At 71.5% G+C, this 22,349-nt stretch carries 33 protein-coding genes; 29 read left to right on the plus strand and 4 right to left on the minus strand.

The features are described from left to right. Positions 1-399 precede the first annotated feature (399 nt). The 23 genes from QMK30_RS31890 (at position 400) to QMK30_RS32000 (ending at position 12,331) form a co-directional block, all read left to right on the plus strand. Positions 400-870, plus strand: coding sequence for a hypothetical protein (locus tag QMK30_RS31890; protein ID WP_267823153.1), 471 nt, complete (start codon positions 400-402; stop codon positions 868-870). A 16-nt stretch (positions 871-886) separates the two neighbouring features. Next, positions 887-1,279: a hypothetical protein gene (locus QMK30_RS31895; RefSeq protein WP_283521815.1), complete on the plus strand. Its 393-nt coding sequence runs from the start codon at positions 887-889 to the stop codon at positions 1,277-1,279. Positions 1,280-1,292: 13 nt separating this feature from the next. Further along, positions 1,293-3,497, plus strand: a complete 2,205-nt coding sequence (locus tag QMK30_RS31900; protein ID WP_283521816.1) for a hypothetical protein — start codon at positions 1,293-1,295, stop codon at positions 3,495-3,497. After that, positions 3,494-3,955 (plus strand): DUF6197 family protein, encoded by a 462-nt coding sequence (locus QMK30_RS31905; RefSeq protein ID WP_283521817.1) that lies wholly within the window; start codon positions 3,494-3,496, stop codon positions 3,953-3,955. Before QMK30_RS31900 ends, QMK30_RS31905 begins: the two co-directional genes overlap by 4 nt. Positions 3,956-3,972: 17 nt before the next feature. After that, positions 3,973-4,173 carry a hypothetical protein gene (locus QMK30_RS31910; RefSeq protein WP_267823146.1) on the plus strand — a complete coding sequence of 67 codons (201 nt, stop codon included), beginning with the start codon at positions 3,973-3,975 and terminating at the stop codon, positions 4,171-4,173. 134 nt (positions 4,174-4,307) lie between these two features. Next, positions 4,308-4,643 carry a hypothetical protein gene (locus QMK30_RS31915; protein ID WP_267823144.1) on the plus strand — a complete coding sequence of 112 codons (336 nt, stop codon included), beginning with the start codon at positions 4,308-4,310 and terminating at the stop codon, positions 4,641-4,643. 271 nt (positions 4,644-4,914) lie between these two features. Continuing rightward, complete coding sequence (locus tag QMK30_RS31920) at positions 4,915-5,376, plus strand: RRQRL motif-containing zinc-binding protein (protein ID WP_267823142.1); 462 nt, start codon at positions 4,915-4,917, stop codon at positions 5,374-5,376. 113 nt (positions 5,377-5,489) lie between these two features. Then, positions 5,490-5,999 (plus strand): hypothetical protein, encoded by a 510-nt coding sequence (locus QMK30_RS31925; RefSeq protein WP_283521818.1) that lies wholly within the window; start codon positions 5,490-5,492, stop codon positions 5,997-5,999. Next, entirely contained in the window at positions 5,996-6,307 is a 312-nt protein-coding gene (locus tag QMK30_RS31930) for a hypothetical protein (RefSeq protein WP_267823139.1), read from the plus strand. Before QMK30_RS31925 ends, QMK30_RS31930 begins: the two co-directional genes overlap by 4 nt. Beyond that, positions 6,304-6,516 carry a hypothetical protein gene (locus QMK30_RS31935; protein WP_267823137.1) on the plus strand — a complete coding sequence of 71 codons (213 nt, stop codon included), beginning with the start codon at positions 6,304-6,306 and terminating at the stop codon, positions 6,514-6,516. The genes QMK30_RS31930 and QMK30_RS31935 overlap by 4 nt, the downstream gene beginning before the upstream one ends. A 14-nt stretch (positions 6,517-6,530) precedes the next feature. Next, entirely contained in the window at positions 6,531-6,836 is a 306-nt protein-coding gene (locus QMK30_RS31940; protein WP_267823135.1) for a hypothetical protein, read from the plus strand. Positions 6,837-6,937: 101 nt separating this feature from the next. Further along, positions 6,938-7,240 carry a hypothetical protein gene (locus QMK30_RS31945; protein ID WP_267823133.1) on the plus strand — a complete coding sequence of 101 codons (303 nt, stop codon included), beginning with the start codon at positions 6,938-6,940 and terminating at the stop codon, positions 7,238-7,240. 86 nt (positions 7,241-7,326) lie between these two features. Further along, on the plus strand, positions 7,327-8,004 hold the full coding sequence (locus tag QMK30_RS31950) for a GGDEF domain-containing protein (RefSeq protein WP_267823130.1): 678 nt from the start codon (positions 7,327-7,329) through the stop codon (positions 8,002-8,004). Beyond that, positions 8,001-8,444: an ASCH domain-containing protein gene (locus QMK30_RS31955; protein ID WP_267823128.1), complete on the plus strand. Its 444-nt coding sequence runs from the start codon at positions 8,001-8,003 to the stop codon at positions 8,442-8,444. Before QMK30_RS31950 ends, QMK30_RS31955 begins: the two co-directional genes overlap by 4 nt. Beyond that, on the plus strand, positions 8,441-8,719 hold the full coding sequence (locus tag QMK30_RS31960) for a hypothetical protein (protein ID WP_267823126.1): 279 nt from the start codon (positions 8,441-8,443) through the stop codon (positions 8,717-8,719). The genes QMK30_RS31955 and QMK30_RS31960 overlap by 4 nt, the downstream gene beginning before the upstream one ends. Positions 8,720-8,740: 21 nt before the next feature. Beyond that, positions 8,741-8,947 carry a hypothetical protein gene (locus QMK30_RS31965; RefSeq protein ID WP_267823124.1) on the plus strand — a complete coding sequence of 69 codons (207 nt, stop codon included), beginning with the start codon at positions 8,741-8,743 and terminating at the stop codon, positions 8,945-8,947. Beyond that, positions 8,947-9,432 carry a hypothetical protein gene (locus QMK30_RS31970; protein ID WP_267823122.1) on the plus strand — a complete coding sequence of 162 codons (486 nt, stop codon included), beginning with the start codon at positions 8,947-8,949 and terminating at the stop codon, positions 9,430-9,432. The genes QMK30_RS31965 and QMK30_RS31970 overlap by 1 nt, the downstream gene beginning before the upstream one ends. Continuing rightward, positions 9,429-9,602: a DUF8839 family protein gene (locus tag QMK30_RS31975; RefSeq protein ID WP_267823120.1), complete on the plus strand. Its 174-nt coding sequence runs from the start codon at positions 9,429-9,431 to the stop codon at positions 9,600-9,602. The genes QMK30_RS31970 and QMK30_RS31975 overlap by 4 nt, the downstream gene beginning before the upstream one ends. Before the next feature lie 22 nt (positions 9,603-9,624). Beyond that, positions 9,625-10,071 (plus strand): NUDIX domain-containing protein, encoded by a 447-nt coding sequence (locus QMK30_RS31980; RefSeq protein ID WP_267823118.1) that lies wholly within the window; start codon positions 9,625-9,627, stop codon positions 10,069-10,071. Then, entirely contained in the window at positions 10,068-10,487 is a 420-nt protein-coding gene (locus QMK30_RS31985) for a hypothetical protein (protein ID WP_283521819.1), read from the plus strand. The genes QMK30_RS31980 and QMK30_RS31985 overlap by 4 nt, the downstream gene beginning before the upstream one ends. Positions 10,488-10,626: 139 nt before the next feature. Next, entirely contained in the window at positions 10,627-11,232 is a 606-nt protein-coding gene (locus tag QMK30_RS31990) for a hypothetical protein (protein WP_267823114.1), read from the plus strand. After that, positions 11,214-11,651, plus strand: a complete 438-nt coding sequence (locus tag QMK30_RS31995; protein WP_267823112.1) for a RapZ C-terminal domain-containing protein — start codon at positions 11,214-11,216, stop codon at positions 11,649-11,651. Before QMK30_RS31990 ends, QMK30_RS31995 begins: the two co-directional genes overlap by 19 nt. Continuing rightward, on the plus strand, positions 11,648-12,331 hold the full coding sequence (locus QMK30_RS32000; RefSeq protein WP_267823110.1) for a hypothetical protein: 684 nt from the start codon (positions 11,648-11,650) through the stop codon (positions 12,329-12,331). The genes QMK30_RS31995 and QMK30_RS32000 overlap by 4 nt, the downstream gene beginning before the upstream one ends. Positions 12,332-12,419: 88 nt before the next feature. Here QMK30_RS32000 and QMK30_RS32005 read toward each other — a convergent pair whose 3' ends face one another. From QMK30_RS32005 to QMK30_RS32015, 3 genes are all read right to left on the minus strand, one after another. After that, entirely contained in the window at positions 12,420-13,232 is an 813-nt protein-coding gene (locus QMK30_RS32005; RefSeq protein WP_267823108.1) for a hypothetical protein, read from the minus strand. Next, positions 13,232-14,017 (minus strand): ParA family protein, encoded by a 786-nt coding sequence (locus tag QMK30_RS32010; RefSeq protein ID WP_267823106.1) that lies wholly within the window; start codon positions 14,015-14,017, stop codon positions 13,232-13,234. The genes QMK30_RS32005 and QMK30_RS32010 overlap by 1 nt, the downstream gene beginning before the upstream one ends. Positions 14,018-14,459: 442 nt before the next feature. Then, positions 14,460-14,657: a hypothetical protein gene (locus QMK30_RS32015; protein ID WP_267823104.1), complete on the minus strand. Its 198-nt coding sequence runs from the start codon at positions 14,655-14,657 to the stop codon at positions 14,460-14,462. A gap of 159 nt (positions 14,658-14,816) precedes the next feature. On the opposite strand from QMK30_RS32015, the gene mobF reads away from it, so the two are divergent. Next, positions 14,817-16,586 (plus strand): MobF family relaxase, encoded by a 1,770-nt coding sequence (gene mobF / locus QMK30_RS32020; protein ID WP_502963265.1) that lies wholly within the window; start codon positions 14,817-14,819, stop codon positions 16,584-16,586. Positions 16,587-17,482: 896 nt separating this feature from the next. Here mobF and QMK30_RS32025 read toward each other — a convergent pair. Then, positions 17,483-17,917, minus strand: a complete 435-nt coding sequence (locus QMK30_RS32025; RefSeq protein WP_283521820.1) for a hypothetical protein — start codon at positions 17,915-17,917, stop codon at positions 17,483-17,485. 511 nt (positions 17,918-18,428) lie between these two features. Between QMK30_RS32025 and QMK30_RS32030 the strand changes: the two genes are divergently transcribed. The 5 genes from QMK30_RS32030 (at position 18,429) to QMK30_RS32050 (ending at position 22,345) form a co-directional block, all read left to right on the plus strand. Continuing rightward, on the plus strand, positions 18,429-19,631 hold the full coding sequence (locus QMK30_RS32030) for a hypothetical protein (protein ID WP_283521833.1): 1,203 nt from the start codon (positions 18,429-18,431) through the stop codon (positions 19,629-19,631). Positions 19,632-19,768: 137 nt separating this feature from the next. Further along, on the plus strand, positions 19,769-20,227 hold the full coding sequence (locus QMK30_RS32035) for a hypothetical protein (protein WP_283521821.1): 459 nt from the start codon (positions 19,769-19,771) through the stop codon (positions 20,225-20,227). 282 nt (positions 20,228-20,509) lie between these two features. Continuing rightward, positions 20,510-21,460, plus strand: a complete 951-nt coding sequence (locus tag QMK30_RS32040; protein WP_283521822.1) for a hypothetical protein — start codon at positions 20,510-20,512, stop codon at positions 21,458-21,460. 77 nt (positions 21,461-21,537) lie between these two features. Further along, positions 21,538-21,849, plus strand: coding sequence for a hypothetical protein (locus tag QMK30_RS32045; protein WP_283521823.1), 312 nt, complete (start codon positions 21,538-21,540; stop codon positions 21,847-21,849). Further along, positions 21,818-22,345: a DUF6879 family protein gene (locus QMK30_RS32050; RefSeq protein WP_283521824.1), complete on the plus strand. Its 528-nt coding sequence runs from the start codon at positions 21,818-21,820 to the stop codon at positions 22,343-22,345. Before QMK30_RS32045 ends, QMK30_RS32050 begins: the two co-directional genes overlap by 32 nt. The last annotated feature ends 4 nt before the right edge of the window (positions 22,346-22,349 follow it).

Here is a 22,349-nt window from a genome sequence, read left to right on the forward strand (position 1 = left end):
ACCTTCCGGAACGGTTCCTACAATGCGGCAGCGAAAGCGCATCACGGTTTGCTCGCGGGTGCCCACTGGGCCGGGGGACTTCGTGACGGATGGCGTTCCGCCTACCTGAAAAAGCCGGGTACTGCACCTTCCGGCTCGCCTTCCGCCACGCCTCCTACCGGGCCCTCCGCGCCCACCCCGGGAGCCACTTCGGGGGCCACCGTGCCGCCGAAGCCGACCACGCCCCCGACCCCGCCGACCCCGCCGAAGCCGACCACGCCCCAGACCCCGCCGAAGCCCACCGCGCCCCCGACTCCGCCGCCTGCCGCCGGGCCTCTCAGGCCTACCGTCCCGCCGCCCGGCACCATCCCCCCGCCCCCCACGATCACGCTCCCCGACCGCATCAGGAAGGACCCCGCGATGCAGCCCAATCCCCCCGTTCCGCACACCGCGACCGTCGACGACAAGGGTGTTCACGTCACCACTGCCTCCGGGAAGAGCCGCACCTACAGCGGTGGCGAGGTCATGACCCTCACCCAGGTCATCGATCTCGCCGAAGGCGCCGCGACCCTGTGCCAGTCCAGCTCCGAGACTTGCCTGGAACTCGTGGACGAGTCAGGGCAGCTCGCCGGGGACTGCGACGTGCTCATCGCCGAGATCACGGAGAAGGGCGTCGGCGCGAACCTCATCGGCAAGTGCGAGCACCTCCAGGAGCAGCTCGGGCTTCAGGCGGCGGCAGCCAAGAAGCTCCACGACCAGATCCAGGGCGGCGAGGAGTCGTGCCGCACGGCGTCGGCGAACGCGGAGGTCCGCCACGGTGCCATCTTTCGGGCCGTCGCCGACTCCCCGCTGACCAAGCCCGCCGAACGCGACTTCTACAACGCCCGATAGAAGAGGAGAGGCCCGCATGTCTGTCACCGAATCTCTCAAGGACGCCGCGACCTACGCGGCCCTGCGCACCAAGCTCGCCTGGCTCACCCGCCAGGTCCACGTCCACGGCGAGACCGTCACCACCCTCGCCTCGACCATCGACGACACCGCCGAACAGATGCAGGACGCCTCCGAGACGATGAAGGCGCTCGCGGTGGACAGCGCGACGACCGCCGAATTCGCGGACGCCGCCGTCGTGATGACCACCGCGAAGGAAGCGGCGGGCGAGTACACGGCCGCGGCGGACAGCGCGGCCGCGGCCGCCGACGACGCGAAGACGACTGTCGAGTCCGACCACGGGGGCATCGCCGACGCGGTGGACACCTCCTCCGTCGAGATGGCCGAAGCCGCCTTCTACACCCAGCCGTAAGGAGAGCAGGACCATGGGGCCGACCCGAGCACAGTTCATCCAGTACGCGCCCGCCGCTCTCGCGGTGGCGTCCGCCGCCGCCGGCCCCTGGTCCGCCCTCGCCGCCGGAGCGGCCGGAGCGGGGGCGTGGGCCATCAACGCCTCCACCCCGGCCCTGCGCTCCCTGATCGCCTGCGGGATCACCGCCACCGGGTGCGGCATCGCCGCGCACCAGGTCCTCGCGTCCGGCATGAACCCACTATTCGCCCTCGGACTCGCGGTCCCGGCCGGGGCAGCCGCCCTCGCCCACCACCGCAACATCACCGGCGAGTTCCCGACGCTCCCCGCCGCGACCACGGCGACCACCGGGCAGACCTCACAGGCGCAGCTCATCACCGCCTGGTGGAAGGAGTTCATCTCCGGCCCCACCCAGACCGAGGGTCGCAAGCTGATCCAGGAGGGTGCCGGCCTCGCGCACCTTGCCCTGGAGGTCGGCGACGACCACGTGTCGTTCACCGGAATCATCACGCTGCCTCAGGGCCAGCAGGTGAGGGTGAAGGCCGCCGACATCGCCTCTGTCTACAACGTCCCTGTCTCCCAGGTCGAGATGGGCGACCCCAAGCACTACGCACCCAACGCCCTGCCCGTCACCGTCCACCTGACGGTCCCGGCCTCGGCACCAGAGATCACGGCCGGCGCCCCCACCACCCCTGAGGAGGAGTGGGACGCCTTCGTCGGCGTCCCGGAAGGGGCGATGCCCGGCACCACCCTGACCCTCACCCGCTACGACGGGCCCCTGGACTGGGAAGGGATCGCTACCCGTGAACGCAAGGCGATCGGGACGGTCAACCTCCAGGACCTGGCCGGGAACCTGGACCTGTCGATGATCCAGATCACCCTTGCGCCCGGTGACAAGCCCTCGCAGATGGGGGTGCGCGTGATGAAGGAGCACGCGCTGATGCACGGCACGATGCTCTCCTCGGTCGTCGACGAACTGGCCATGGACGCCCGCGGATACGTCCGCCTGGGCACCTACGTCGACGCCCGCCCGGCCCTGGTCCCCTTGGCCCAGCCCGGTTCCGGCGCCCGCCACCTCTACCTCGTGGGCGGCTCCCGCTCGGGGAAGTCGGGAATCCTGGAACAGATCCTCCTGTCCGCCCACCGGTCGGGCATCGCCACGATCCTGGCCTCTCCGCAGGCCGGGACCATTGCCGGTGCCCACCTGGCCGCGTACTGCGGGGACGGCCTGAACGAAGCGATGGGCGCCCTGCGCCTGGCCTACGCGATGATGCTGGACCGCGAGTCCCGCTACCGCTCCCCCGCCTTCCCCTTTACCGACCCCCTGGTCCTGGTCGTCATCGACGAGGCGCACATGCTGCTGTCGACGTCCTCCCCGTACCACGCGGAGGCGAAGGCGATCGTGGAGCAGATGACCCGCCGTTCCCTCAAGCGGGGCATCGGCGTGGTTCTGGCCACCCAGACCCCGCTGGCCGAAGACCTCGGCAACTCGACGATCATCCGCTCGCAGCTCCTCATCGGCGGCGGCGCGGTCTTCCTGCGCTGCGCCAAGGGGCAGGGCTCCCTGGTCGGGGTGAACGCGGTGGAGGGAGCCGAGGGCATCGACCTGTCGAAGATCCCCGCGTCGTGGCCCGGCCTCTTCGCCACGGTCGCCGACCGGGAGATGACCGGCCTGGACACCGAGGCCGTCATGGCCCCCGAGGACGGCACCTTCGGCCTCGGGTACCTCCTGACCCCGGGCTCGCAGGCCGTTCAGTTCCGCTCCCTGCACCTGGACGTCTCCCCCGTCTCCCTCGCGGGAGGCGAGCCGCCCGTCGGGCTCGAGGACTGCGACGCCTGGCGTGAGCGGGACGCGATCACACAGACCCCGATGGTCGACGTCCGCGGCAAAAACCTGGTCGGCAACCTCGAAGACCTCCTGTTCTGGGCAGAACACGGACGGCCCGCCCCGCAGCAGCAGCAGCGCACCGGTCCCGCCGGCCAGCAGCCCGGGCCCGCCGGTCCGGGCGTTTTCGCCGGACCCGCTGCGGGGGCGGGTGACGGACAGGAGCTGATCAAGCCCCGCATCCTCGAACTCTTGAGAGAGGAGTCCATCCCCCTGACCGCGGAGACCATCGCCCGCAAGCTCGGGACCAGCGCGAAGAACATCAAGCCGCGCCTGTCCGAGCTGAAGAAGCGCGACGAGGTCACCAACGAGAACGGACTGTGGAAGGCAGCATGAACACGAACACCACCGTCAGCGGGTTCACCCCCGTCGAACACGACCTGTACGCCCAGGCGTTCCGGCTCCTGGACCCGGCCCCCACCCCCGCGCCGGGCGCCGCCGCTCCCCCGCCGGCGGTGGCCCCCGCCGCCCCAGTGCTCCAGACGGTGCTCCCGACCGGGGCGGTCGAACGGACCCTGGCCGACGGCCTGCGGTTTCTCGATACCCACGGCTGGGTCCAGCGGTCCCTCATCCACTCCGGCGGCGCCCGCTGCTCCATCGGCGCGCTGCGCGCCGCGGCCGGCGCCCGCACCCCCGCTTACCAGGACGCCGGGAACCTCCTCCTGGACGAGGCCCGCCGCCAGAACGGCAAGCAGTGGACGGCGCTCCCGTCCTGGAACGACTCCCACACCCGAGGACAGGTGCGTAGCGTGTGGGAGGCCGCCATCCGGCGCGCCCACCGCATGAACATCTGACCTGTGGGAGCCGTCCCGTGTCGTTCTCGTTCACCAACCCCGAGCAGAACCGTGACGACCGCTCGTTCTCCTTCACCGACCCTCAACCACGCAGCGACGACCGGTCGTTCAGCTTCACGGCCCACGCGGACGTTGAGCAGAAGCTGGACGTGATCAGCGACATGGCCCGCGAGATCCTCCGCCTCGTCGCGGAGGTCCGCAGGCAGATCGACAACTGACCGGCCCGGCCCCTCCGCGCTCCCGCGGAGGTGGTCACTCACCACCAGCTCGACCCCGCGCCCCGCCCGGAGAACACCCCGGGCGGGGCGTCGCCGTTCCCTGCCCGCCATCACCCCCGGGAGACCCGAGCCCTGTGCGCCGCTACCGCTACCGCTGCACCGTCTGCCGCACCACCAGCCCCGTCGTCCATCAGATCCACGACCTGGCCGCCGAGGGCGAGGCCCACCGACTCGCGCTCCACGGCGGGCACATACCCGACGACGAAGCCGCCGGCCAAGTCGACCGGCGCGGGCGTTGGTACGCCGCCCTGTCCCCGCTGGTCGCGATCCACGCGCACATCGCGGACGGGCTCAGCGACCTCCACGACACCAAGACGATGGGCCACTACTGGTGGGCCAGCAGCGGCGCCGCCCTCATCCTCGCCAGCGCGGCCGCCCTCATCCTCACCGTCGTCTCCGCCGCACTCTGACCCAGCTCCGACCGCCCCGCCTGGCCACCGGCCCCGGCCTGCCCCGCACTCCGGGGCGGCTGGTCCCGGTGACCCGGGCAGGCCGGCCGCCGTTCCCCGCGCCCCGCCGACGCGCCGACGTCAGCGGGGCGCGGTGTCGTCCACCTACCTGCTGGAGACCACTCGTGCTCATCCCCCGCCCGCGCCGCCGCATCGGCCGGCCCCGCCCGCAGCGTCCCGGCCCCCGCTACCCGCACCGCCCCGACCGTCTGCCCGGCACCTGGCGCCGGTGATGCCGCGCCGCCGAACGCGGCGCCGCCGCGAGGTGAGGCGGGTGCTGCGCAGCGACGCGACCCTGCCCGAGTTCGATCGCGGCGCTGTCCCAGAGGGCCTGGTCACCAGGCGTCAACTCAGGGACATGCGTCTCAGCCCCGGAGGTAACGACGGGCCGGCCGCGATCCTGCGCTGCAAGTGGTGCGGATACCGGCCGCAGTGGGCGTGCATCCACCCCACCCGCGGCTACCTCCTCCGCGTCGACCTGGCCGTGCCCAAGCGCGTTCCGACGCTCGCTCAGGAATGGGCCCTGGACAAGGCGATGGCAGCTCGCCAGACCTGCGGCGACTGCCGGAGGCGCTTCTACTTCTGCCTCTCCAAAAAGCTCGGCTGTTGCATCGAGTGCTTCGACGGCACCCCCGTACACCCCAGCAGCTACTACGCGCCCTCGGCTCCCGCCGCTCACCGGCTGGCCGCCTGAACTGCGAACCCCGTCCCGGCCACACAGGCCGGGACGGGGCACACAGGGCGGCCGCAGCACCGGCAAAGGCCGGCCGCCCCTCCTTCACCCCTTCGAGATCAGGAGAAACCAGCATGACGCATCGCCCCGCCACCTTCGCCGCCCTGCTCGGACTGACCCGAGCCGCTAGTGCGATCGGCGATTTTTGGATCCAGGACGATTTCTGCGCCCGCGTGAAGGGCGCCTCCGACGACCACCCGGTCACCTACCAGGACCCGGTCACCGAGGCGAAGACGACCCACGGCACGGCCGACGGCCGAAAGGCATGCCTCCACCACTGCCTGACATACACGGCCACGCAGGCGCTCGTGGCCGGGGCTGGGGCCCGCGCGCTCGGCATCCGGGTCCATCCGGCCGCCGCCGCGGCCGCGCTCGCCCTGTCGTTCGGAACGCACTACGCCGCGGATCGCAGGGTTCCCGGCAAGGGTCTGCTGGAGAAGATCGCCATTAAGACCGGCAAGGGCGGCTTCTACAAACTGGCCTCGCACGGAATCAATGGGGCGTTCCACCTCGACTCCGCCTGGCATCACGGCTGGGAGACGGCCGCCGCGCTGATCGCCACCACCAAGGCGACTGCGCGGTGACCGGCCGACCTCGAGACGCAGGTCCAGGAGGCGATCGGCGGACGACGACCAAGTCCCCCGCCTGTGGCTGGGACCAGGCCGTTTTCCGATGCGGACGGTGCGGCACCGAGCACACCACCACGACCGAGGACGACTACCTCAAGGCCGTCGGCGTACACGGTGACGCCCACGCCGTGTGGGACCGGCTCAACCCCACCGAGCGGTCCGGCTTCGCCTCGGTCCTGCGCATCATCCTGGCCGCGCCGGAACTCGCCGCGGAGCTCCTGGCGCTCGCCGACCGCCAGCCGGCGGGAGGCGAGGACCGGTGAGCCGCGCCGCGGACGGGCCGCACCCGCACCCGCTCGCCCCCGCCGACCTCCCGCCCGGGGACGACGACTGGGCCAGCGGTTGCCCCGACTGTCATCTGCCCATCCAGGGCGGGAGCGCCGGCCTCACCGCGCACCGCCGGACCGTCCACAACCCCCGCCGCGACTACGGCGACCGCCGCACCCCCATCACCATCCGGCTCGATTCCTGACAAGGGGAAACCCCATGACCGTTCTGACCAAGGCCGACACCTTTGCCGCGCTCGACGCCTGCTTCACCGCAGACCTCGCCGCCCTCAGCGGCAGCCAGCCGACGCGCGGCCTCGCCCCGACCCGGTTCATCGACCTGGTCGAAGAGGTCCGCGACCTCCTGGCCGACTCCCGCCTCCCCCACTACGAGGACGCCAGCGACGACCTGGACCACGCCGCCGACTACCTCACCGAAGCGCTGACCAGCCCGGCCGACGAGCAGCACGCGCTCCTGGCGCAGGCGCGCACGCACCTGCGCTCCGCCGTCGCATCGGCGGGCTGAACCCCTCGCCTGAGTTGAGCGCACTCTGTGCCGCCCCGGACCCCGCACCCGCCGGGGCCGGGGCGGTCGCAGTGGCCCCTCAACACAGAGAGGAGACGGACGTGCCGCTGCCCTACTTCGAGGTGGAAGTCCCCATACGCAGCACCAAGCAGCCCGGCGCGCACGGTCTGCATGTCTTCACCGGCCGGGCCGACAGCCGCAGCGCCGCCGTACGGATCGCTCACGAGGTCTACGACGCGGCACGCGCCGCGACGGAGGCCGGACGCGAGATCCCCCACGGACGGTCGGACGGCTGGGGCGCCTGCGGATTCCGGCCCGGCTGGGAGCTCGACTGGCCCGCCGCGACCGCCGGCCGCTGGACGAACCCCTACCGCTGGACCAAGCCCAGCACCTTCGAGTTGTAGCTCCGCCCCGGGACAGCCGCCCTGCTTGCTGGCTGACGACTGCCCCGGGCCACCCATCCCGTACGAGACGAGAGGGAGACCTCAGTATGGACTCCGTCCTGCACACGTCGGGCCGGTTCGGCCCGCGCACCCTCCTGATCACCACCGCCGCCATGCCGCTCACCGGCTGGGCGGTCCACGCCGTCGCCCTGCACAAGAAGCTCGCCGCGACGAAGCGCGACCCGCTGACCGGGCTGCTGCGCCGCGACTCCTACACAGCCCGCGCCCGCCGGCTCCTGGCCCGCCACGGCGACGACACGACCGTGGTCATCGTCGATGCCGACCACTTCAAGCAGATCAATGACGACTTGGGCCACGCGGCAGGGGACGCCGTCCTCGCGTCGATCGGGGCCCGGCTCACCGCGTGGGCGGGCCCGCGCGCGGCCGTCGGTCGCCTCGGAGGCGATGAGTTCGCCGTGGTCCTGGAGCTGAACGCCGACCGGCGCGCGCTCCGCCTGGAGCAGCTGGTCCGGATGCTGCACACGCCCCTCGTCCTGGACGACGGGCGCACGGTCGACGTCGCCGCGTCGGTCGGCGCCGCGACACCGGACATGATCGGCAGCCGCGACTTGACCCGGCTCCAGAGGGCCGCCGACGCAGCTCTGTACGACGGCAAGCACTCCGGCCGCGCCCACCTCGCCACCGCCGCGCACGTCACGGTGCCGTCCATCAACGGGCGCCGCTCCGGGCGCCCGGGTACAGCGGTGTGGGGGCGAGCCGCGTGAGCGCCGCCGAACTCGAGGGCGGCGACTGGATCCGCGGCATCACGGTCCGCCAGCCGTGGGCGGCCTGCATCCTCGCCGGGAAGCGCACGGAGAACAGGCCGGCCAACTGGCCCTGGCGGGGGTGGGTCCTGCTCCACGCCGGGAAGGCGAAGCCGGAACCCGCCGTGCTGCGCGACCCGCTGGTCGCCACCGCGATCCGCGGCCGCGAGCTACACCTCGGTGCGGTCATCGGTGTCGCCCGGCTCACCGACTGCCACCTGGACCAGGGGCCCGCGCACTGCACCAGCCCCTGGGCACAGCGCCACGCTCACCACCTGGTCCTCGCCGACGTCCACGAACTGCCGCTGCCGGTGCCCGCCACCGGGGCGCTCCCGGCCTGGAAGCCGACGCAGGACCTCGTGGACCAAGTCCTCCAGCAGCTGCCGCACCTGCGGCCGTGACCCGCAAGCCGGGCAAGGAGCCGCCGTACGAGCCGGGCTGCGTCCCGGCTCCCGGCGGCCTGCTGGACTGGCGCGACGCCCGGCACTACGACCGCTGGCAGATGCGCCCCTGCGCGCTGTGCGAGCAGCCCACACCGCTGCGCTCCCACTCCGGGGAGCCCGCTCACAAGGTGTGCGCTGAGTCCTGGATCTCCGAGCACCCCACCGAGGCCCGCCTCGGTCGGTTCGCCTCCGACACCCAGCCCAAGCGCCGGCGCGACGACAACCACGCCTGACCCACCCGCCCGGAGGCTCCCATGAGCAGCACTCCGCAGGACGACGTCGATCCCACCCTCGCCTACCCCGAGCCGCCCGCTTCCCCGCTCTGGCACCGCCAGGGCCCCAAGCCCCGGCCGATCACCCCGGAGCAGCAGCGCCGCAACTGCGAGCTCCTGCTCCGCGCGCAGTACACCCCCCGACCCCGCTCGCCGCGCACCACCAAGACCCTGGCGGAGGCCAGCTGATGGACACCAAGCACTGCACCGTCGACGGCTGGGTCGACGCCATCCCCGCCCCCGGCCCGCACGGCACCGCGATGTTCGACCTGACCGTCCGTCCCGTCGACGCGGACACCCTCCCCGAGGACGCCCCCGACACCGTCGTCTCCTGCACCGCCACGGACGACGGGATCGTCCACGAGCTGCTGAACGGCGTACAGCCCAGCGACCTGCTGCGCGTCACCGGCACCCTGGCCCAGCCCCGGACGCCTGGCGAGCCCGCCCGGCTCACCGTGGACGTCCTCGAGGTCCTCGGCACCGCCCTGGTCCCGGCCCTGCGCGAGATGGTGCTCGACAGGTTCGGCGACTACGTCGTCATCTTCGACGCCGACACCGACGCCGTGCCGGTCTTCACCGCGCGCGGGAAGTGGGTCGGCCTCGCGGACAACCCGGACGCCATCGCCACCCTGATCGACATCCACGAGCGCGTGCACGGCGGTGACGACCGATGACCACCGCCGCACCCTCCCGCACCGTCCTGGAGCGATTCCCCGCCGGCCATCCCCGCGGCTCCTGGCCCGCCGACGAATGCGCCGCTGCCCAGCGCGCCCAGGGCCACGACGCCCACGTCGTGATGGACCTGGACGCCGACCAGTTCCTCGTGGTCACCACCACCCGATAGCCCGCCCAACCGAGAGGCGAACATGACCGAGACCGAGCCCGAGCCCGAGACCATCCGCTACACCGCCGACGTGGTCGCCCTGACCCCCGGCGGCGACGTCCTGCTGATCGAGCGGGGCTGGCCGCCGCACGAGGGCGAATGGGCCCTCGCCGGTGGCCACGTGGATCGCTCGGAAACCAACCGTGATGCCGCCGTCCGCGAACTCGAGGAAGAGACCGGCCTCCGCGTGACCGCCGACAGCCTGCGTCAGGTCGGCGTGTGGGACGCGCCCGACCGCGACCCGCGCGGCCGGTACGTCACCGTTGCCTACGTGGCCGTCGTCCCCGCCGACACCCCGGTCACGGCCGGGGACGACGCCCGCGCCGCCCGCTGGTGGCCCCTGGACGCGCTGCCGCCGCTGGCGTTCGACCACGCCGACATCGTGAACGCGGCCATCGCCTTCACCGCTTCGAAGGGGGTGGCGCGGTGAGCGTCATCGGACAGGAAGCCGGGATCGACCACGGCAGTATGCGCGGCTACCGGCAGCACACCTACCGCAAGGTCGCCGCGACCGAGGAGTGCGGCTGTCTGGCCGCTGTCCGTGAGGCGCAGCGCACCAGCAAGCCGGTGCCGGAGCGCTCGCAGAAGCAGCGGGAGTGGTACGGCGGGCAGTACGTCACCGCCGCGTCCGGCTCCCAGCCCGGACGCCGGATCCTGGCGCCGGGCGACTGCCCCGTCGACGGATGCGGCCAGGAAGTCGCGGGCCGCAGCGTGCAGCGCCGCGGCTGGGTCCGCATCCACGTCCAGGGCTCCACCATGCCCGCCCGCGCGTTCTGCTCCGGGTCCTGCGCCACGGTCGGGATCGCCCTGGCCGAACTGCGCATGGACACCCCCGCCAGCAGCTGACCGCCGCCGCGATCAGCACGGCACCCGAAGCGGCCCGCCCCCGCGGCGGGCCGCTTCACCCATGTACGGCCCGGGGCGGCCGCCGGCCACGAGCCCGGCCGCCCCGGCGCCACCCCTCAACTCGAGGAGATCCCCCCCCGTGACCGCCTTCACCGACGCCGCACCCGGCGAGCCGTTCACCCTGTCCGGCACCGAGCCCGGCTTCGACCACCTGCACGGCATCCCGGCCGCCGCCCTGGGCGAGGAGAGCGACCGCCTCCTGACCCTGGGCCACCTCACCGACCGCGCCGTACTCGCCGTCACCAGCGCCTACCACCGGCGGGTCCTCGGAGAGCTCATCGTGCCCACCAACGAACTCGCCGACCTGCTCACCTTCGGCACCAGGCGCACCTACATCCAGGCCGTCAGGGCGGGAAGCGACGGCGACTGCCCCTGGTACGTCAACGACGCCGACCCCGACGCACCCACCGCCCAGCCCGCCACCTTCATCGCCATCGAGTGGCTGGAGCGGGAAGACATAGCGACCCCGTCCCGGTGCCCGGCCTGCACCCGCACCAGCCGCTCGACACGGTTCACCAGGAGGCCCAACCGCACCGGATGGAGCAACTGCCACCGCTGCCGGCACTGCGCCCACCAGTGGCTCCCGCCGGTGACCGAGCTCCGCCCGGACCCACAGCCAGCCCTCCCCCAGCCCCGCCCCGCCACCCACGACCTGGAGACGTCCTCATGCACCCGATCCGCCTGACCAGCTTCGGCTACCTCCACCTGCCCACCGGCCCGGACGGCTCCCCCGTCCCGCCCGCCGCCGACCGGATCGAAGACGTCCGCGACCGGCTCCGCGACCCCGCCGCCGCCCGCGACATCCTCAACCTCGACGGCCACCACCCCCGCGTCCAGGACGTCGTCCTCAACACCCCCGGCGCCCGCGAACTGATCGCCAACCTCGCCGACTACGCCGACCTGCCCGCCGGCCCCCGCCGCATTGCGATCGGGTGCGCAGGCGGCAAGCACAGGGCATGCGGCCTCACCGAAATCCTTGCCCGCGAACTCCGCGACCGTGGCCGACAGGTCGAAATCGAGCATCTCCACGCACACCTGCCGCGCGTCCTCAAGGCACCCGCCAGCACCCGCCCCGCCCACCCCGAGCAGGAGACCGCCCGATGATCCGTCGCATGTTCAGCAGCTGCGCCACCACATCCAACGCGGTCTCCCCCGAGGACCAGGCCGTCGTCGACAGGTTCCGCGCGATGCTCGCCGCCGTCCGCAACCCCGAGCCCTGGACGCCCGACCTCGCCCGGGACGTCGCCGTGCGGGTCGGCCCGTTCATCGAGCGCGCGCACCCCCGCCCCGGCGACGACCACGGCACCGAGACGATCGCCGTCGCCCTGGTCCACCCCGACACCCCACACGCCGCTGCCTACCTCCACGGCCACCAGCTCGGCTACACCAACCGAGGCTGGCTGCGCTGCGAGACGACCACAATCCTCGGGACCTGGCAGCCGGCCTACGCGATGCTCACCCACGCCTCCGCCGGCCTCCCCCTACCCGACGACGTCGGCATGACCCCCGCCCACTACGGCGTCCACGTCGAAGCCCGCCGCACCGACGGCACCGGCCACACGCTGCTGCGCCTTGGGCCGTACTTCCAGACCTGGGTCGCCTCCCACGACGCCGGCCGTCTCAACACCGACCTCGCGAGCCGGGCGGCCACCGTCATCCCCGGATTCACGGTCACCGCGAAGGACGCGCTGTTCGACGTCAGCGACCACGAGAGCTACGCCGACCCGTACGTCGCTGATGTCACCGCGCTCTTGGCCGACGCCCTCGCAGGAGCGAGCGCGTGACCTGGGTGGCCTGACCCCCGGAACACCCGAAGGCCCGTACCCCCTGCGATCGCCAGAGGGGTACGGGCCTTCTTGCGTTTCCGGGCCGTCAGGCGACCGCTGGCTCCGCTTCGGGCTTGATCTCAACCTCTATGCCGACGGATGCGGACAGCGCCTCGATCAGCTCCCGCACCATCGTGCGAGTGCCTTCGGGGTTGCGCTCCATCGCAGCCTGGAGTGTGCCCGCGTCCAGCTTCTTCGTTGCCCGGGTCAGCGCCTTGTAAGGGTCGCGGGCGGCTGGGAGCTGGGTCTTGCCTTCGATGCTCGCGAGGTAGACGAGCACGGCTTCCTCGGTGGCCTTCTTCTTGCCAGCCGCCTCCGGGGGGAGCGCCTGGACGGCGCCCTTCACCATGTCGGACGTGACGCTCAGCTGCTTCACCTGGATGAGTGCCAGGTAGAGCAGTGCGGCAGCATCGACACCGTGCTCTTCGGCGAGCGAGACCAACTCCCGGGCCTGAGCGATGCCCAGCTTTTTGGAAACTACAGTTTCCAAATCGTTCGATTTCCCGTGGACCAATTCGAACAGCTTCTCTGTGATCTTCCACGTCTTGATCAGCTGGTTCGCGTACTGCGGCGTGATGTCCCACAGCTCGTTGCAGTAGTCCTCGAACGTCCCGCGCGTCGCCCGGTACAGCTTGCCGTCCCGAACGACCTGGAGCGCCTTACCCGCAGCCCAGTACGCGATCCGCAGGTTCTCGAGCGCGGCCTCGCAGCGCACCAGGAGCTCCCGCTCCTGAGCGATGAGGACCGGAGTGTCGGAGAGCTGCTTCGTCGGCAGGTGGTCGATCGCGCGGGCCAGCGCCACCGCCGTGTCCGGCTTTCCGGGGCCCTGCGGCCCACCCGTGTTGATCTGTCGTCCCATCAGAGCATCTGTTCCATCGTCAGGGCGACGCGCATGAAGTCCTCGCGGGCATTCAGCGCGGTGCCGCTCATCTTGTACTCGGTGACGAGCGTGCCGTTCTCGTAGGCGTGCTCGTGGATCGTGTACCGGCGGATCGGGTCGGCGACGCGCGGGTAGTTCCGCTCGTCGATCCACGCCTTCACCTTGTTCAACTGCACTTCGTGCCGGTCCTTCCCCGGGTCGTGCATGTTGATCACGACGAGGAAGGGGATACCCCGCGGCTTGAGAACGCGCTCGATCGTGAACTCACACTCGTCCCAGGTGATTTTGGACGGGGTGATCGGCACGATCGCCAGGTCCGCCACATCCAGGACCTCGCGAAGAGCGTCGGCCGTCCGGCTCTCGCCCAAGGGGTCCGCGCCCCACTCAGCATCAGGATCGACATCAAGGAAGCCCGGGGTGTCGACGACGACGCGGCGCCGTTCCGGATCCTCGACGATGCCCGGGATGATGCCGAGCTTGCTCTTGGTGACGACGTAGTCGAACGGCAGCGCCGCCTCGCGTACGCCTGCGCACCATTTCTCCAGGGTGCCCTGGACGTCGATCCCGGCCGCGACGACGGGGGAGCCGGCGGACTCGTCTGCGTTGGACATCACCGCTGACCGGCCCGCGCAAGCGGCCGTGTTCACCGCGATCGTGGACTTGCCCGCGCCGCCCTTCTGCTGAATGACGACGATTACCTTTGCCGTCCGACCGTTGCGGGCTGCCGTATCGGTGGCGCGTTGCACGGCTGTGGATGTGGTCATCCGGTGGCCTTCCAGTCGTCCGTTGATTTCGCCGCCCAGCGCGGCTACTCGGACGCGGCACAGCTTGCCAGACCCCCAAGATCACACGCAGCCACCCCGCCGCAAGGTCACCCGACGGTGCGATGAGCGTCTGTGGCCCTCCACGCGAGGGCCCGGTTTCACGCGGGAAGCGAACGGGAGCGCTTCGATTGAAGCGCTCCCGTTCGAGAGGCTCGAACGATCCCGTTCCAATTGGAACGTTGCCGCCCCACCGGCTGTCAGATCGTCGTGGAATGCCGAACCCGTAGAGAGTTGATCCCCGGCGTTGAGCGGGACTTCCCCAATTGGGGAAGTCCCGCGTGTTTTGGGGGTCTGAGTGCTCGGTGGCGGTGGAGTTGAGTGCGGTCGGGTTCTGGGGTTGGTGGTGCTCGGGTGGTCGGTGCGCAGTATTCGCACGACGTCGTCAGAGGTCGCTGCGGAGTGGCGGCATCACCTCCCGCCACCGGGCGGGGTGGGCCAGGTGGCAGCCGGCCGGGCACCAGCGGTCCCTGATCACCTCCCGCTGAGGAAAGGACGACTGGTGGCTGAGGACCAGGTACACCCGCTCCTGGGTGGTCGTACGGCAGAGGGCGCAGGCGATTCCGTCTCGTGTGATCTCCATGGGCGGAAGAGTGCACACACCGTCGGCTTACCGTCTCGGGCGGCCGTCACGGCCCGCCTGGCGGGCCCCACGGTAAAGACTTGGTGATGGCCTCCCGCCCGGCGGGAAGGACCCCCGATCGCGCTTTTCCGCAGGTCAACGCCGGTGTTTCATGTGCCGGTGATCAGCAAAGCAGAGCTCCGCCCGGGTGACGGGGTGCGTTACCTCTTCCGCGGCGTGATGGTCGGCGACGGCCACCGCCCCGCGGGCAAGGCGCTGCGCGACGCCCAGGACGAGGCCGGTGTCCCGCCCGGGATCTGGCGGGGCCGGGGCCTAACCGCGGTTGGCCTCACGCCGGGTGACGAGGTGAGCGAGCGGCAGGCCGAACTGCTCCTGGGGGAAGGCCGGCACCCGGACGCCGACCGGATCGAGCGCGAGCGCCTTCAGGCGGGAGACGATCCGGCGAAGGCCCGGCGGGCGACCGTGCTGGGCAGACCCATCGAGCACAACCGGTCACCGAAGACGGATAAGGCCAAGGAGCGCAGACCCTGGCTCGGCATGGACCTGGTGTTCCGGCCGCCGCCGACGGCCCACATCGCGTGGGCGCTGATGGGTGACGAGGAACGGCGGGTGCTGGAGGAGTGCCAGGACATCTCCGTGGACAAGACGCTGGGGTGGCTGGGGGAGTCGGTCGCGCAGATCCGGTCGGGGAGCGGCGGCAAGCACCGCAAGCCGATCCGGGACGGCGCTCTGATCGTCGCAGTGTTCCGGCACTACGAGTCCAGAGCTGCCGAGTCGAAGCCGCTGCTCCACGATCATGCGGTGGTGTCGATCCGCGCCCGCCGGCCGGACGCCAAAGGCACGTGGGGAAACCTGTCGGCAGACACGCTGCTGGCCCACATCGTTGCCGCTGACACTCTCTACCTCCTGTTCTTCATGGAGGAGGTCTCCGCCCGGCTCGGGTGGGCGTGGGAGCCCCGAGAGGTGACACCCGGCCGCCGTCCCGTCATGGAAATAGCGGGCATCGATCAGCGGCTCATCGGCTGGCAGTCGACGCGACGCCAGCAGATCGAGGAGGCCCTGTTCGTCCTCACCGCCGAGTACGTGGAGGAGCACGGGCACGAGCCGGGGGAGCGGGCCGCCTACGGGCTGGCCTGCCGGGCCGCCGACCGCACGCGCCCGCCGAAGCGCAAGGACCTGCGGTCGCTGTCCGAGCTACGTGAGCGGTGGCGGGAGTCGGCCATCGCCTCGTTCGGCGCCGACGTCGTGGATCGCCTCGCGGAGCGGGCGCGGGCGGCGGCCGCGGCGGTGTGGGCGCGAGTGCGTCCGGTGGTCGACGTCGTCCTGGCGGCCGTCGACGTTGTGGCCGTGGTGTACGTGATGCGCGGGGCGTTCAAACGCCACCACCTGCTCGCCGAAGCGCGCCGCTACCTCTCCTACGTCCTGCGCGGCCAACCGCACCAGCCGGGCCTGGACGAACGGATCGTGCAGACCGTCGTCGACGACTACACCCGCCCCGTCGGCCGGGGCCGGAAGATGACCGCTGATCTGCACGCCCTGTACCCGCGCGACACCGACGACCAGGCCGTGCTGCGCCCGCTGATCCGCACGCGGACCGCTCCCCTCTACGCGCGGGCCCGCCTAGCCGCCGGAGCGCTGAGTGCCCGGGTCTACGAGCTGCGCCGCGCGGACCGCCTGGACTCCCGCACCGGCCGGAAAGCCGGCCACGCCCTGGAGCAGGAGACCGATGTTGCCGCGTTGGAGCAGACCCGCGCCACGATCGAGGCCGTCGCGAAGATGGCCGCCAAGCTCCAGGACGGCATCCGGGAGCGAGCCGTCGCCCAAAACCCCCGGCCGCAGCCCGCTCCGTCGGCGCCCGCTCCGTCACACACCCCGCCGCCCGGCGTGCAGCAGACGCCCGGCCGGACACCCACTGGAGGACTCACATGACCACAGGTGCGGCACTCCAGTGCCTGGCTGTGGTGACGATGCCCGGCATCGTCCACCGAGTGGAACCCGCGATGTCGTGCATCCAGTGGACGATGCCCGGCATCGGTCGCAGAACATCGAGTGCCACCGCCCGGTGGGCGCACCACGATGTTCCGCACGACTCCCGGTGCGCCTCCCGACGATGCCCGGCACTCGTGCGCGCACCACGATGTCGAGCATCCGATGCGCCGCGCGCCGCGCGCCGGACCACCTCACCGCACCGCACCGCACCGCGCCGCGTATCCGGTCCGGGGCGCGCCACTGCACCGCACTGGGCGCGCGGCGCGCGGCGGCGGGCTCTATATCACAGCCCCCCTTGACCATGATCTGATCGGCGGCCGGGACCGGCGCTGTCAAGGGGAAACGCTCCGATATCCAACGTGGTCAAGGGGAAACGCGCGGCCGCCCGGACCTGGACAAGGGGTGGCTGAGCTCCCGGCCGGAGCTGGACAAGGGGTGGCTGAGCTCCCGGCCGGAGCTGGACAAGGGGTAGGCCGCCGGTGCGCGCGATCCGGGCGGTGGGCATCGCGTGCGGTGCGGAACATCGGATGCTCGACATCGTGATGCGCGCGCGAGTGCCCGGCATCGTCGGGAGGCGCACCAAGTGCGGGCGGTGGGCATCGCGTGCGGTGTAGAACATCGGATGCTCGACATCGTGATGCGCGCGCGAGTGCCCGGCATCGTCGGGAGGCGCACCAAGTGCGGGCGGTGGGCATCGCGTGCGGTGTAGAACATCGGATGCTCGACATCGCGATGCGCGCGCGAGTGCCGGACATCGTCAGTCGGTGCGATGGCGCGGCGCGCGGCGGTGGTGCGGTCCCGATGTGCGCCGCACCACCGCCGTCCCGGATGCGCGGCTACGCGGTGGTGCGGTGCGCCTCCATCGCCTGCTTCATCCCCGCGGCCTCCAGCTGGCGCAGGACGTCGGCGACCTCGCCGTGCTCATCGGTGAGGATGTTGTCGGTGAAGCGGATGATGGTCGCGGCGATGCCCGGAGCATTCGCCAGGCACTCGCCGTGGCAGAGGAGCTCCAGCAGGAGCCGGCCGAGTGCGGCTGCCAGGAAGGAGTGCGCGCACGGCTCCCCGTCGCAGTCGTCCGCGGCGGTGACCGGGATGAAGACGCGCGCGGCGACGTCCACGAGCAGCAGGTGCAGATCCGGGCCCGTGTCGTCGGCGACCGCGCAGGCGGTGTCGATGTCGCCGGCCTGCAACGCCCGGATGTAGGCGAAGGCGTCGGTGACGTCCTCCAGCTTCATCGGGGCGAGCGGGGTGGTGACGGTGTTCTCGGGCATGACAGCTCCTCAACGACGGGCCGCCCCGCTGATCGCGGCGACCTCAAGAGGAGCCTCCAGCGGCGGCCCTGTGGACAGAGTCCGGCCGCTGAGGAGGGAGAACTCTCCCCCTCCCGGTTGATCACGATGCGGTCACGGCGGAGAGGTTTTTCAAGATCGGCGTCACAAACTCGCCGGGGACGACACCTGTAGAAGGTGAATGGCGGGATAGGCCCGCCCCACCTTGCAGGAGCACCCTGTGGCGAGCACCGCAGACGACCCCGAGCAGCCCCTTGTCCAGGCCAGAAGGCCCCCCTCCGTGGACCCCTCCATCACCCCCTCCGCGCCCCGACGCCAAGCGCCGGGCGTTTCCGCAGGTCAGACCCGCCGAAAGGGGGGCCGTCGCAGGTCCGACAACCCTCTTGTACAAAGGCGTCCCCAGCACAGAAGGACTTCGACCGAACCTCGACGCCGGGAACTGCTGCAAGCGCTGGGAATCTTCCAGAGGGCTACGCCCGACCAGCTGTGGAAGCTGACCCGCCCCGACAACCAGCACGACAGGCTCGTACGGGACAACCTGCTGGATCTGGAGGAGCACCAGCTGGTGAGGATCGAGACGGTCCGGGAGGACCAGCGGCAGGTGTGGGTGCTGACGAAGCGAGGACACGGCGAGGCGAAGAAGCTGCTGGAGCCGAAGGGCATACGGATCTCGGTGCTGCGCGAGAAGAAGTACGACCCGGTCACCGGGAAGCTGCTCGGCACCAGCTACGACGACCACGCCGCGGCGGTCACCTCGACAGCCGCCGAACTCCACCGCGCCGGGATCGGCCACCAGCTCGGCTTCCAGACCGAGATCGGCCACCGGCTCGGCAGCAGCTTCGTGCAGCGGGCGGACCTGGTGGTGCGGGCGCAGGAGGCCGGGGTGCCGGTGATGCTGCTGGAGATCGACCGCCGCAGCGAGGACGCCCACGACCTGGTGGTCAAGCTGCGCCGGTACTGGGAGTGGGGCCGGCTGCTGCCACGGGATGCGGACAAGCAGATTGCGGACCGGGTCCGCTCGCGGCCGGACGCGATCGAGCACGTCGATCACGAGAAGCGGCTGTGGCGCCGGTTCTACCCGCCGACCGGCCGGGAGGGCCTGGTGCCCCTCGCGTTCGTGTTCGCGGACACCACCGAGGCGAAGGTCGACAACACGGTCGCTGTGCTGGAGGAGGCCGGCCGCCGCTACTGGGCGCCGCGCCGGTACGAGACCCTCTACCCGAAGGCGGTCACCGCGAAGGACTACGGCCAGGCGGTGCCCGTCGTCGTCACCACCCTGGAGCAGCTGACGGAGCACGGCGCGGACGCGGCGGTGTGGCGGCGGCTGGGACGCAAGGGCGAGCAGAAGCTGACGGCCGCGCTCGACAACCCCGACGGCGACGCCCTCTACCGCGACCAGGAGGCCCGCGCCGACGCGGCGGACAAGCAGCGCCGGGCCGCACAGCGGGAGGCGGAGCGCCCAGTGTGCAAGCGGTGCGGAAGGAAGTTCACCGACCAGCGCTGGGAGGAGACCACCGCGCACCGCACGGCCTGGAACGCCGGGGACGCGTCCCTGTGCGGCACCTGCCGTGCCGACGACGTCGCCCGAAAGGAAGCAGCCGCCGAAGCCGCCCGCCTCCAGGCCGCCGCGCCGGCGGAGCCGGAGGACGACCAGGAGGCGGACACGGGCCGCGGCTGGTTCCGCCGGCGGACCTGACCCGGGCAACCCGCCCCCGCCGGGCCGGGCGTGAGCGCCCCGCCCGGCGGGACGGCCCGGGAAGTCGCGGCACCACCGTGCGGGAGGGAACAACCCGAGCCCGGCTGTACGCCGGTGCCAGGCCGTAGACAGGGCTCATGAGACGCAGCAGAGAAGAGACCGCGCCGGATCTGCCGGGCGACCTGTGGCACGCCCTGGTCCAGCTCCAGCACACCCATCCCGAACCGGTGGGCCGCTACGGGCCGCTCGCCCGCCCGGCCGGACTCCTGACCTTCACCGCGGCCGCCGACACGATCCTCGCGGCCCGCGTGCAGCTGACCGGCGCGGAGACGACGGGCCAAGTGAACGACGCCCTCCGCTCGATGACAGAGAACCTTCCCCACGCTCACTTCACCGGCCCCGGCGTCGCCCTGGAAATCACGCTCAGCAGACGGCAGGAGCTCCCGATCCACGCGGCGCACACCGCCGGACTCACCCGGCTCTTCCAGGACGCCACCTACAGCATCAGCCCCCGCGACGATGCCGGGAGCGGCTACTGCTTCCACTGCGAGGGGAGCGGGCTCGCCCACTCCCTGTGGGAGCCGGCTGATTGTTGACGAGGCGGCTTGCTCACTCGCACAGCACGCGCAGCCGCCGGGGACTTCGCCCATTCGAGGGAACCGGCGGCTGGTGGCTTCGGCCGGTGGGGCTGCGCCGGTTAGCATCCTGCCCGGCTAGTGCGTACTGCCGATCACCGCCCGCTTCCGGAGCCACGCCACCGGACGTGGGGGTCAAGGTCCTGCGGGGCCCGCTCCTTCCCGTTCTGCGTTCCGTCGTGTCCACGGCAGTCGTACGAGCCGGAGTCGGGGGCGTGGCCCGGCCCGGCAGAGGAGTACGTCATGCCGAAGAACCAGTCCACCGCCGCGCAGTCCGCCCGCCGGGCGAGCCAGGCCGGGGGCAAGTACACCGAAGCCCTGCGTCGCGCGACCAGCGATACGCCGCCCGCACCGCATGTCCTGCGGTTCCTGGCGGAGCGCTCGGGCCACCTCTACCACCTGGTCGGCGGGATCGCGGCGGCCTGGGCACACAGCGGACAGCGGGTCCTGCTCCTCGAGGAAGCCGAGGACTACTGGCGCTGGACCATGCGGCCCCGCAGTCGGGGCCGCCGCAAGAAGGAGATCGGGCCGGCCACTCCGCCCGAGCCGACGACCAGCACACTGTGGGCCTCGCTGGACGGCTCCGGCCTCCTGACACGCCACACCTGCATGTGGCAGGTCCGCCACCCCTCGCAGGAGAGCGACCGCGGCTTGCCCCGCACCGACCGCAGCCCGCTCGCGGCGGCGGTGGCCGACGCCCAAGACGCCTACGACGCGATCGTCCTTCTGCCGAAGAACTGGTCCTACCCCGACCGTGAGAACGCGACGGCGCACGTCGTTCTCGGGGAGATCGACATCTTCCCGGACACCGACTGCAGGACCGCGCTGCCCGGTCCCGGGGGCGAAGAGACGGGCATGCCGCTGAGCCCCGAGCAGAGCGCGGCGGTTCTGCGCGAGCGCTGTCTGGGATTCCTCTTCGGATCCCCGCACCTCCCCATCGCCCTGGACGGGGTGATCTGGCAGACGAACGGGGAGCCGCCCGTCGACGCGGCCTACCTGGTGGGCGTCGACCAGGACATGGACCGCGCCGGACTCCGTCCTCTGGGCTGGACGTTCACCGGGCACTGGTCTATCCCGCACAAGCAGCTGCCCGAGCCCGACCAGATGAAGGACCCCGACTTCGTCCAGCAGTACCAGCCCATCGCCAGACTCCTGCGCACGGCGCTGGACGCCCGCCCCGTCGGCAGAAGCTGACTCCAGAGGGCTGGCCCCGCACCCCGGCCCGTGGGCCAGCCCGCCGAAGTTCTCGTTCCTCTTGACCGGGAGTGCCGGTGCGCGGGACGGTCAGTTGTGCAACTCCCCGCAACTGGCTTTCTCCGGAGGCGATCATGGCGTTACTTTTCTTCGGCACGGACCCGAACTCGGGCGGCGGGAACTGCCCGGCGGTGTGGGTGGACACCGAGGCCGCTGAGGGGCCGGAACTGGTTCTGCAGGGCAAGTTCGCCAACGCGGCGATGCGGGCCGCGTGCAGCCAGGACAGTCCGCCGGCGGATGACGAGGGAGTCATCCGGCTCTCCGTGCGGATGGTCGATCAGATCAGAAAGGCGTGCGATGCCGCAGAAGCCGCCCGTCCTCAGCTTTGAGGACCTGCTCGACTCCGCCCGGCAGCACGCCCTGCACCTGGAGCTCCGCGACGTCTACGCCGTGGGGGAGGAGCGGGAGGTCTACGACGCCTTCCTGCGCGACGGGAGCGTGCCCGCGGACGACTCGGAGTACTGGAGCGGGTGGTTGCCGCTGGTGGAGCGGACCGTTGCCCGCGGGGTGAAGGTCCGGCGGGCGCGCATCGTGTCCGAGCCTGTCACCGACTACATCCGCTTCGAGCACGCCATCACTGACGCCAACCTCCGCGCGGGCGAAGAGGTCCGCTGGCTGCCCCGCCGCCGTGCCTCCGCGCTCGCGCTGCCGGGCAACGACTTCTGGCTCATCGACGACCAGGTCGTGCGGTGGAACATCTTCTCCGGCGACGGCGAGGCACTGGAGCCCGACCACACCGAGGACCCGCAGGCCGTCAAGCTGTGCGCGGAGTCGTTCCGTACGGTGTGGGACCTAGCCACCGACCACGCCGACTACCGCATCTGACGAA

It is taken from the genome of Streptomyces sp. H27-C3, assembly GCF_030063415.1.
GTDB lineage: Bacteria > Actinomycetota > Actinomycetes > Streptomycetales > Streptomycetaceae > Streptomyces.

Coding starts and splice junctions, on each gene's coding strand:
- QMK30_RS31890 (WP_267823153.1), top strand. CDS start 400: ATGCAGCCCAATCCCCCCGTTCCGCACACCGCGACCGTCGACGACAAG.
- QMK30_RS31895 (WP_283521815.1), top strand. CDS start 887: ATGTCTGTCACCGAATCTCTCAAGGACGCCGCGACCTACGCGGCCCTG.
- QMK30_RS31900 (WP_283521816.1), top strand. CDS start 1,293: ATGGGGCCGACCCGAGCACAGTTCATCCAGTACGCGCCCGCCGCTCTC.
- QMK30_RS31905 (WP_283521817.1), top strand. CDS start 3,494: ATGAACACGAACACCACCGTCAGCGGGTTCACCCCCGTCGAACACGAC.
- QMK30_RS31920 (WP_267823142.1), top strand. CDS start 4,915: ATGCCGCGCCGCCGAACGCGGCGCCGCCGCGAGGTGAGGCGGGTGCTG.
- QMK30_RS31925 (WP_283521818.1), top strand. CDS start 5,490: ATGACGCATCGCCCCGCCACCTTCGCCGCCCTGCTCGGACTGACCCGA.
- QMK30_RS31940 (WP_267823135.1), top strand. CDS start 6,531: ATGACCGTTCTGACCAAGGCCGACACCTTTGCCGCGCTCGACGCCTGC.
- QMK30_RS31950 (WP_267823130.1), top strand. CDS start 7,327: ATGGACTCCGTCCTGCACACGTCGGGCCGGTTCGGCCCGCGCACCCTC.
- QMK30_RS31965 (WP_267823124.1), top strand. CDS start 8,741: ATGAGCAGCACTCCGCAGGACGACGTCGATCCCACCCTCGCCTACCCC.
- QMK30_RS31970 (WP_267823122.1), top strand. CDS start 8,947: ATGGACACCAAGCACTGCACCGTCGACGGCTGGGTCGACGCCATCCCC.
- QMK30_RS31975 (WP_267823120.1), top strand. CDS start 9,429: ATGACCACCGCCGCACCCTCCCGCACCGTCCTGGAGCGATTCCCCGCC.
- QMK30_RS31980 (WP_267823118.1), top strand. CDS start 9,625: ATGACCGAGACCGAGCCCGAGCCCGAGACCATCCGCTACACCGCCGAC.
- QMK30_RS31995 (WP_267823112.1), top strand. CDS start 11,214: ATGCACCCGATCCGCCTGACCAGCTTCGGCTACCTCCACCTGCCCACC.
- QMK30_RS32000 (WP_267823110.1), top strand. CDS start 11,648: ATGATCCGTCGCATGTTCAGCAGCTGCGCCACCACATCCAACGCGGTC.
- QMK30_RS32005 (WP_267823108.1), bottom strand. CDS start 13,232: ATGGGACGACAGATCAACACGGGTGGGCCGCAGGGCCCCGGAAAGCCG.
- QMK30_RS32010 (WP_267823106.1), bottom strand. CDS start 14,017: ATGACCACATCCACAGCCGTGCAACGCGCCACCGATACGGCAGCCCGC.
- QMK30_RS32015 (WP_267823104.1), bottom strand. CDS start 14,657: ATGGAGATCACACGAGACGGAATCGCCTGCGCCCTCTGCCGTACGACC.
- QMK30_RS32025 (WP_283521820.1), bottom strand. CDS start 17,917: ATGCCCGAGAACACCGTCACCACCCCGCTCGCCCCGATGAAGCTGGAG.
- QMK30_RS32035 (WP_283521821.1), top strand. CDS start 19,769: ATGAGACGCAGCAGAGAAGAGACCGCGCCGGATCTGCCGGGCGACCTG.
- QMK30_RS32040 (WP_283521822.1), top strand. CDS start 20,510: ATGCCGAAGAACCAGTCCACCGCCGCGCAGTCCGCCCGCCGGGCGAGC.
- QMK30_RS32050 (WP_283521824.1), top strand. CDS start 21,818: ATGCCGCAGAAGCCGCCCGTCCTCAGCTTTGAGGACCTGCTCGACTCC.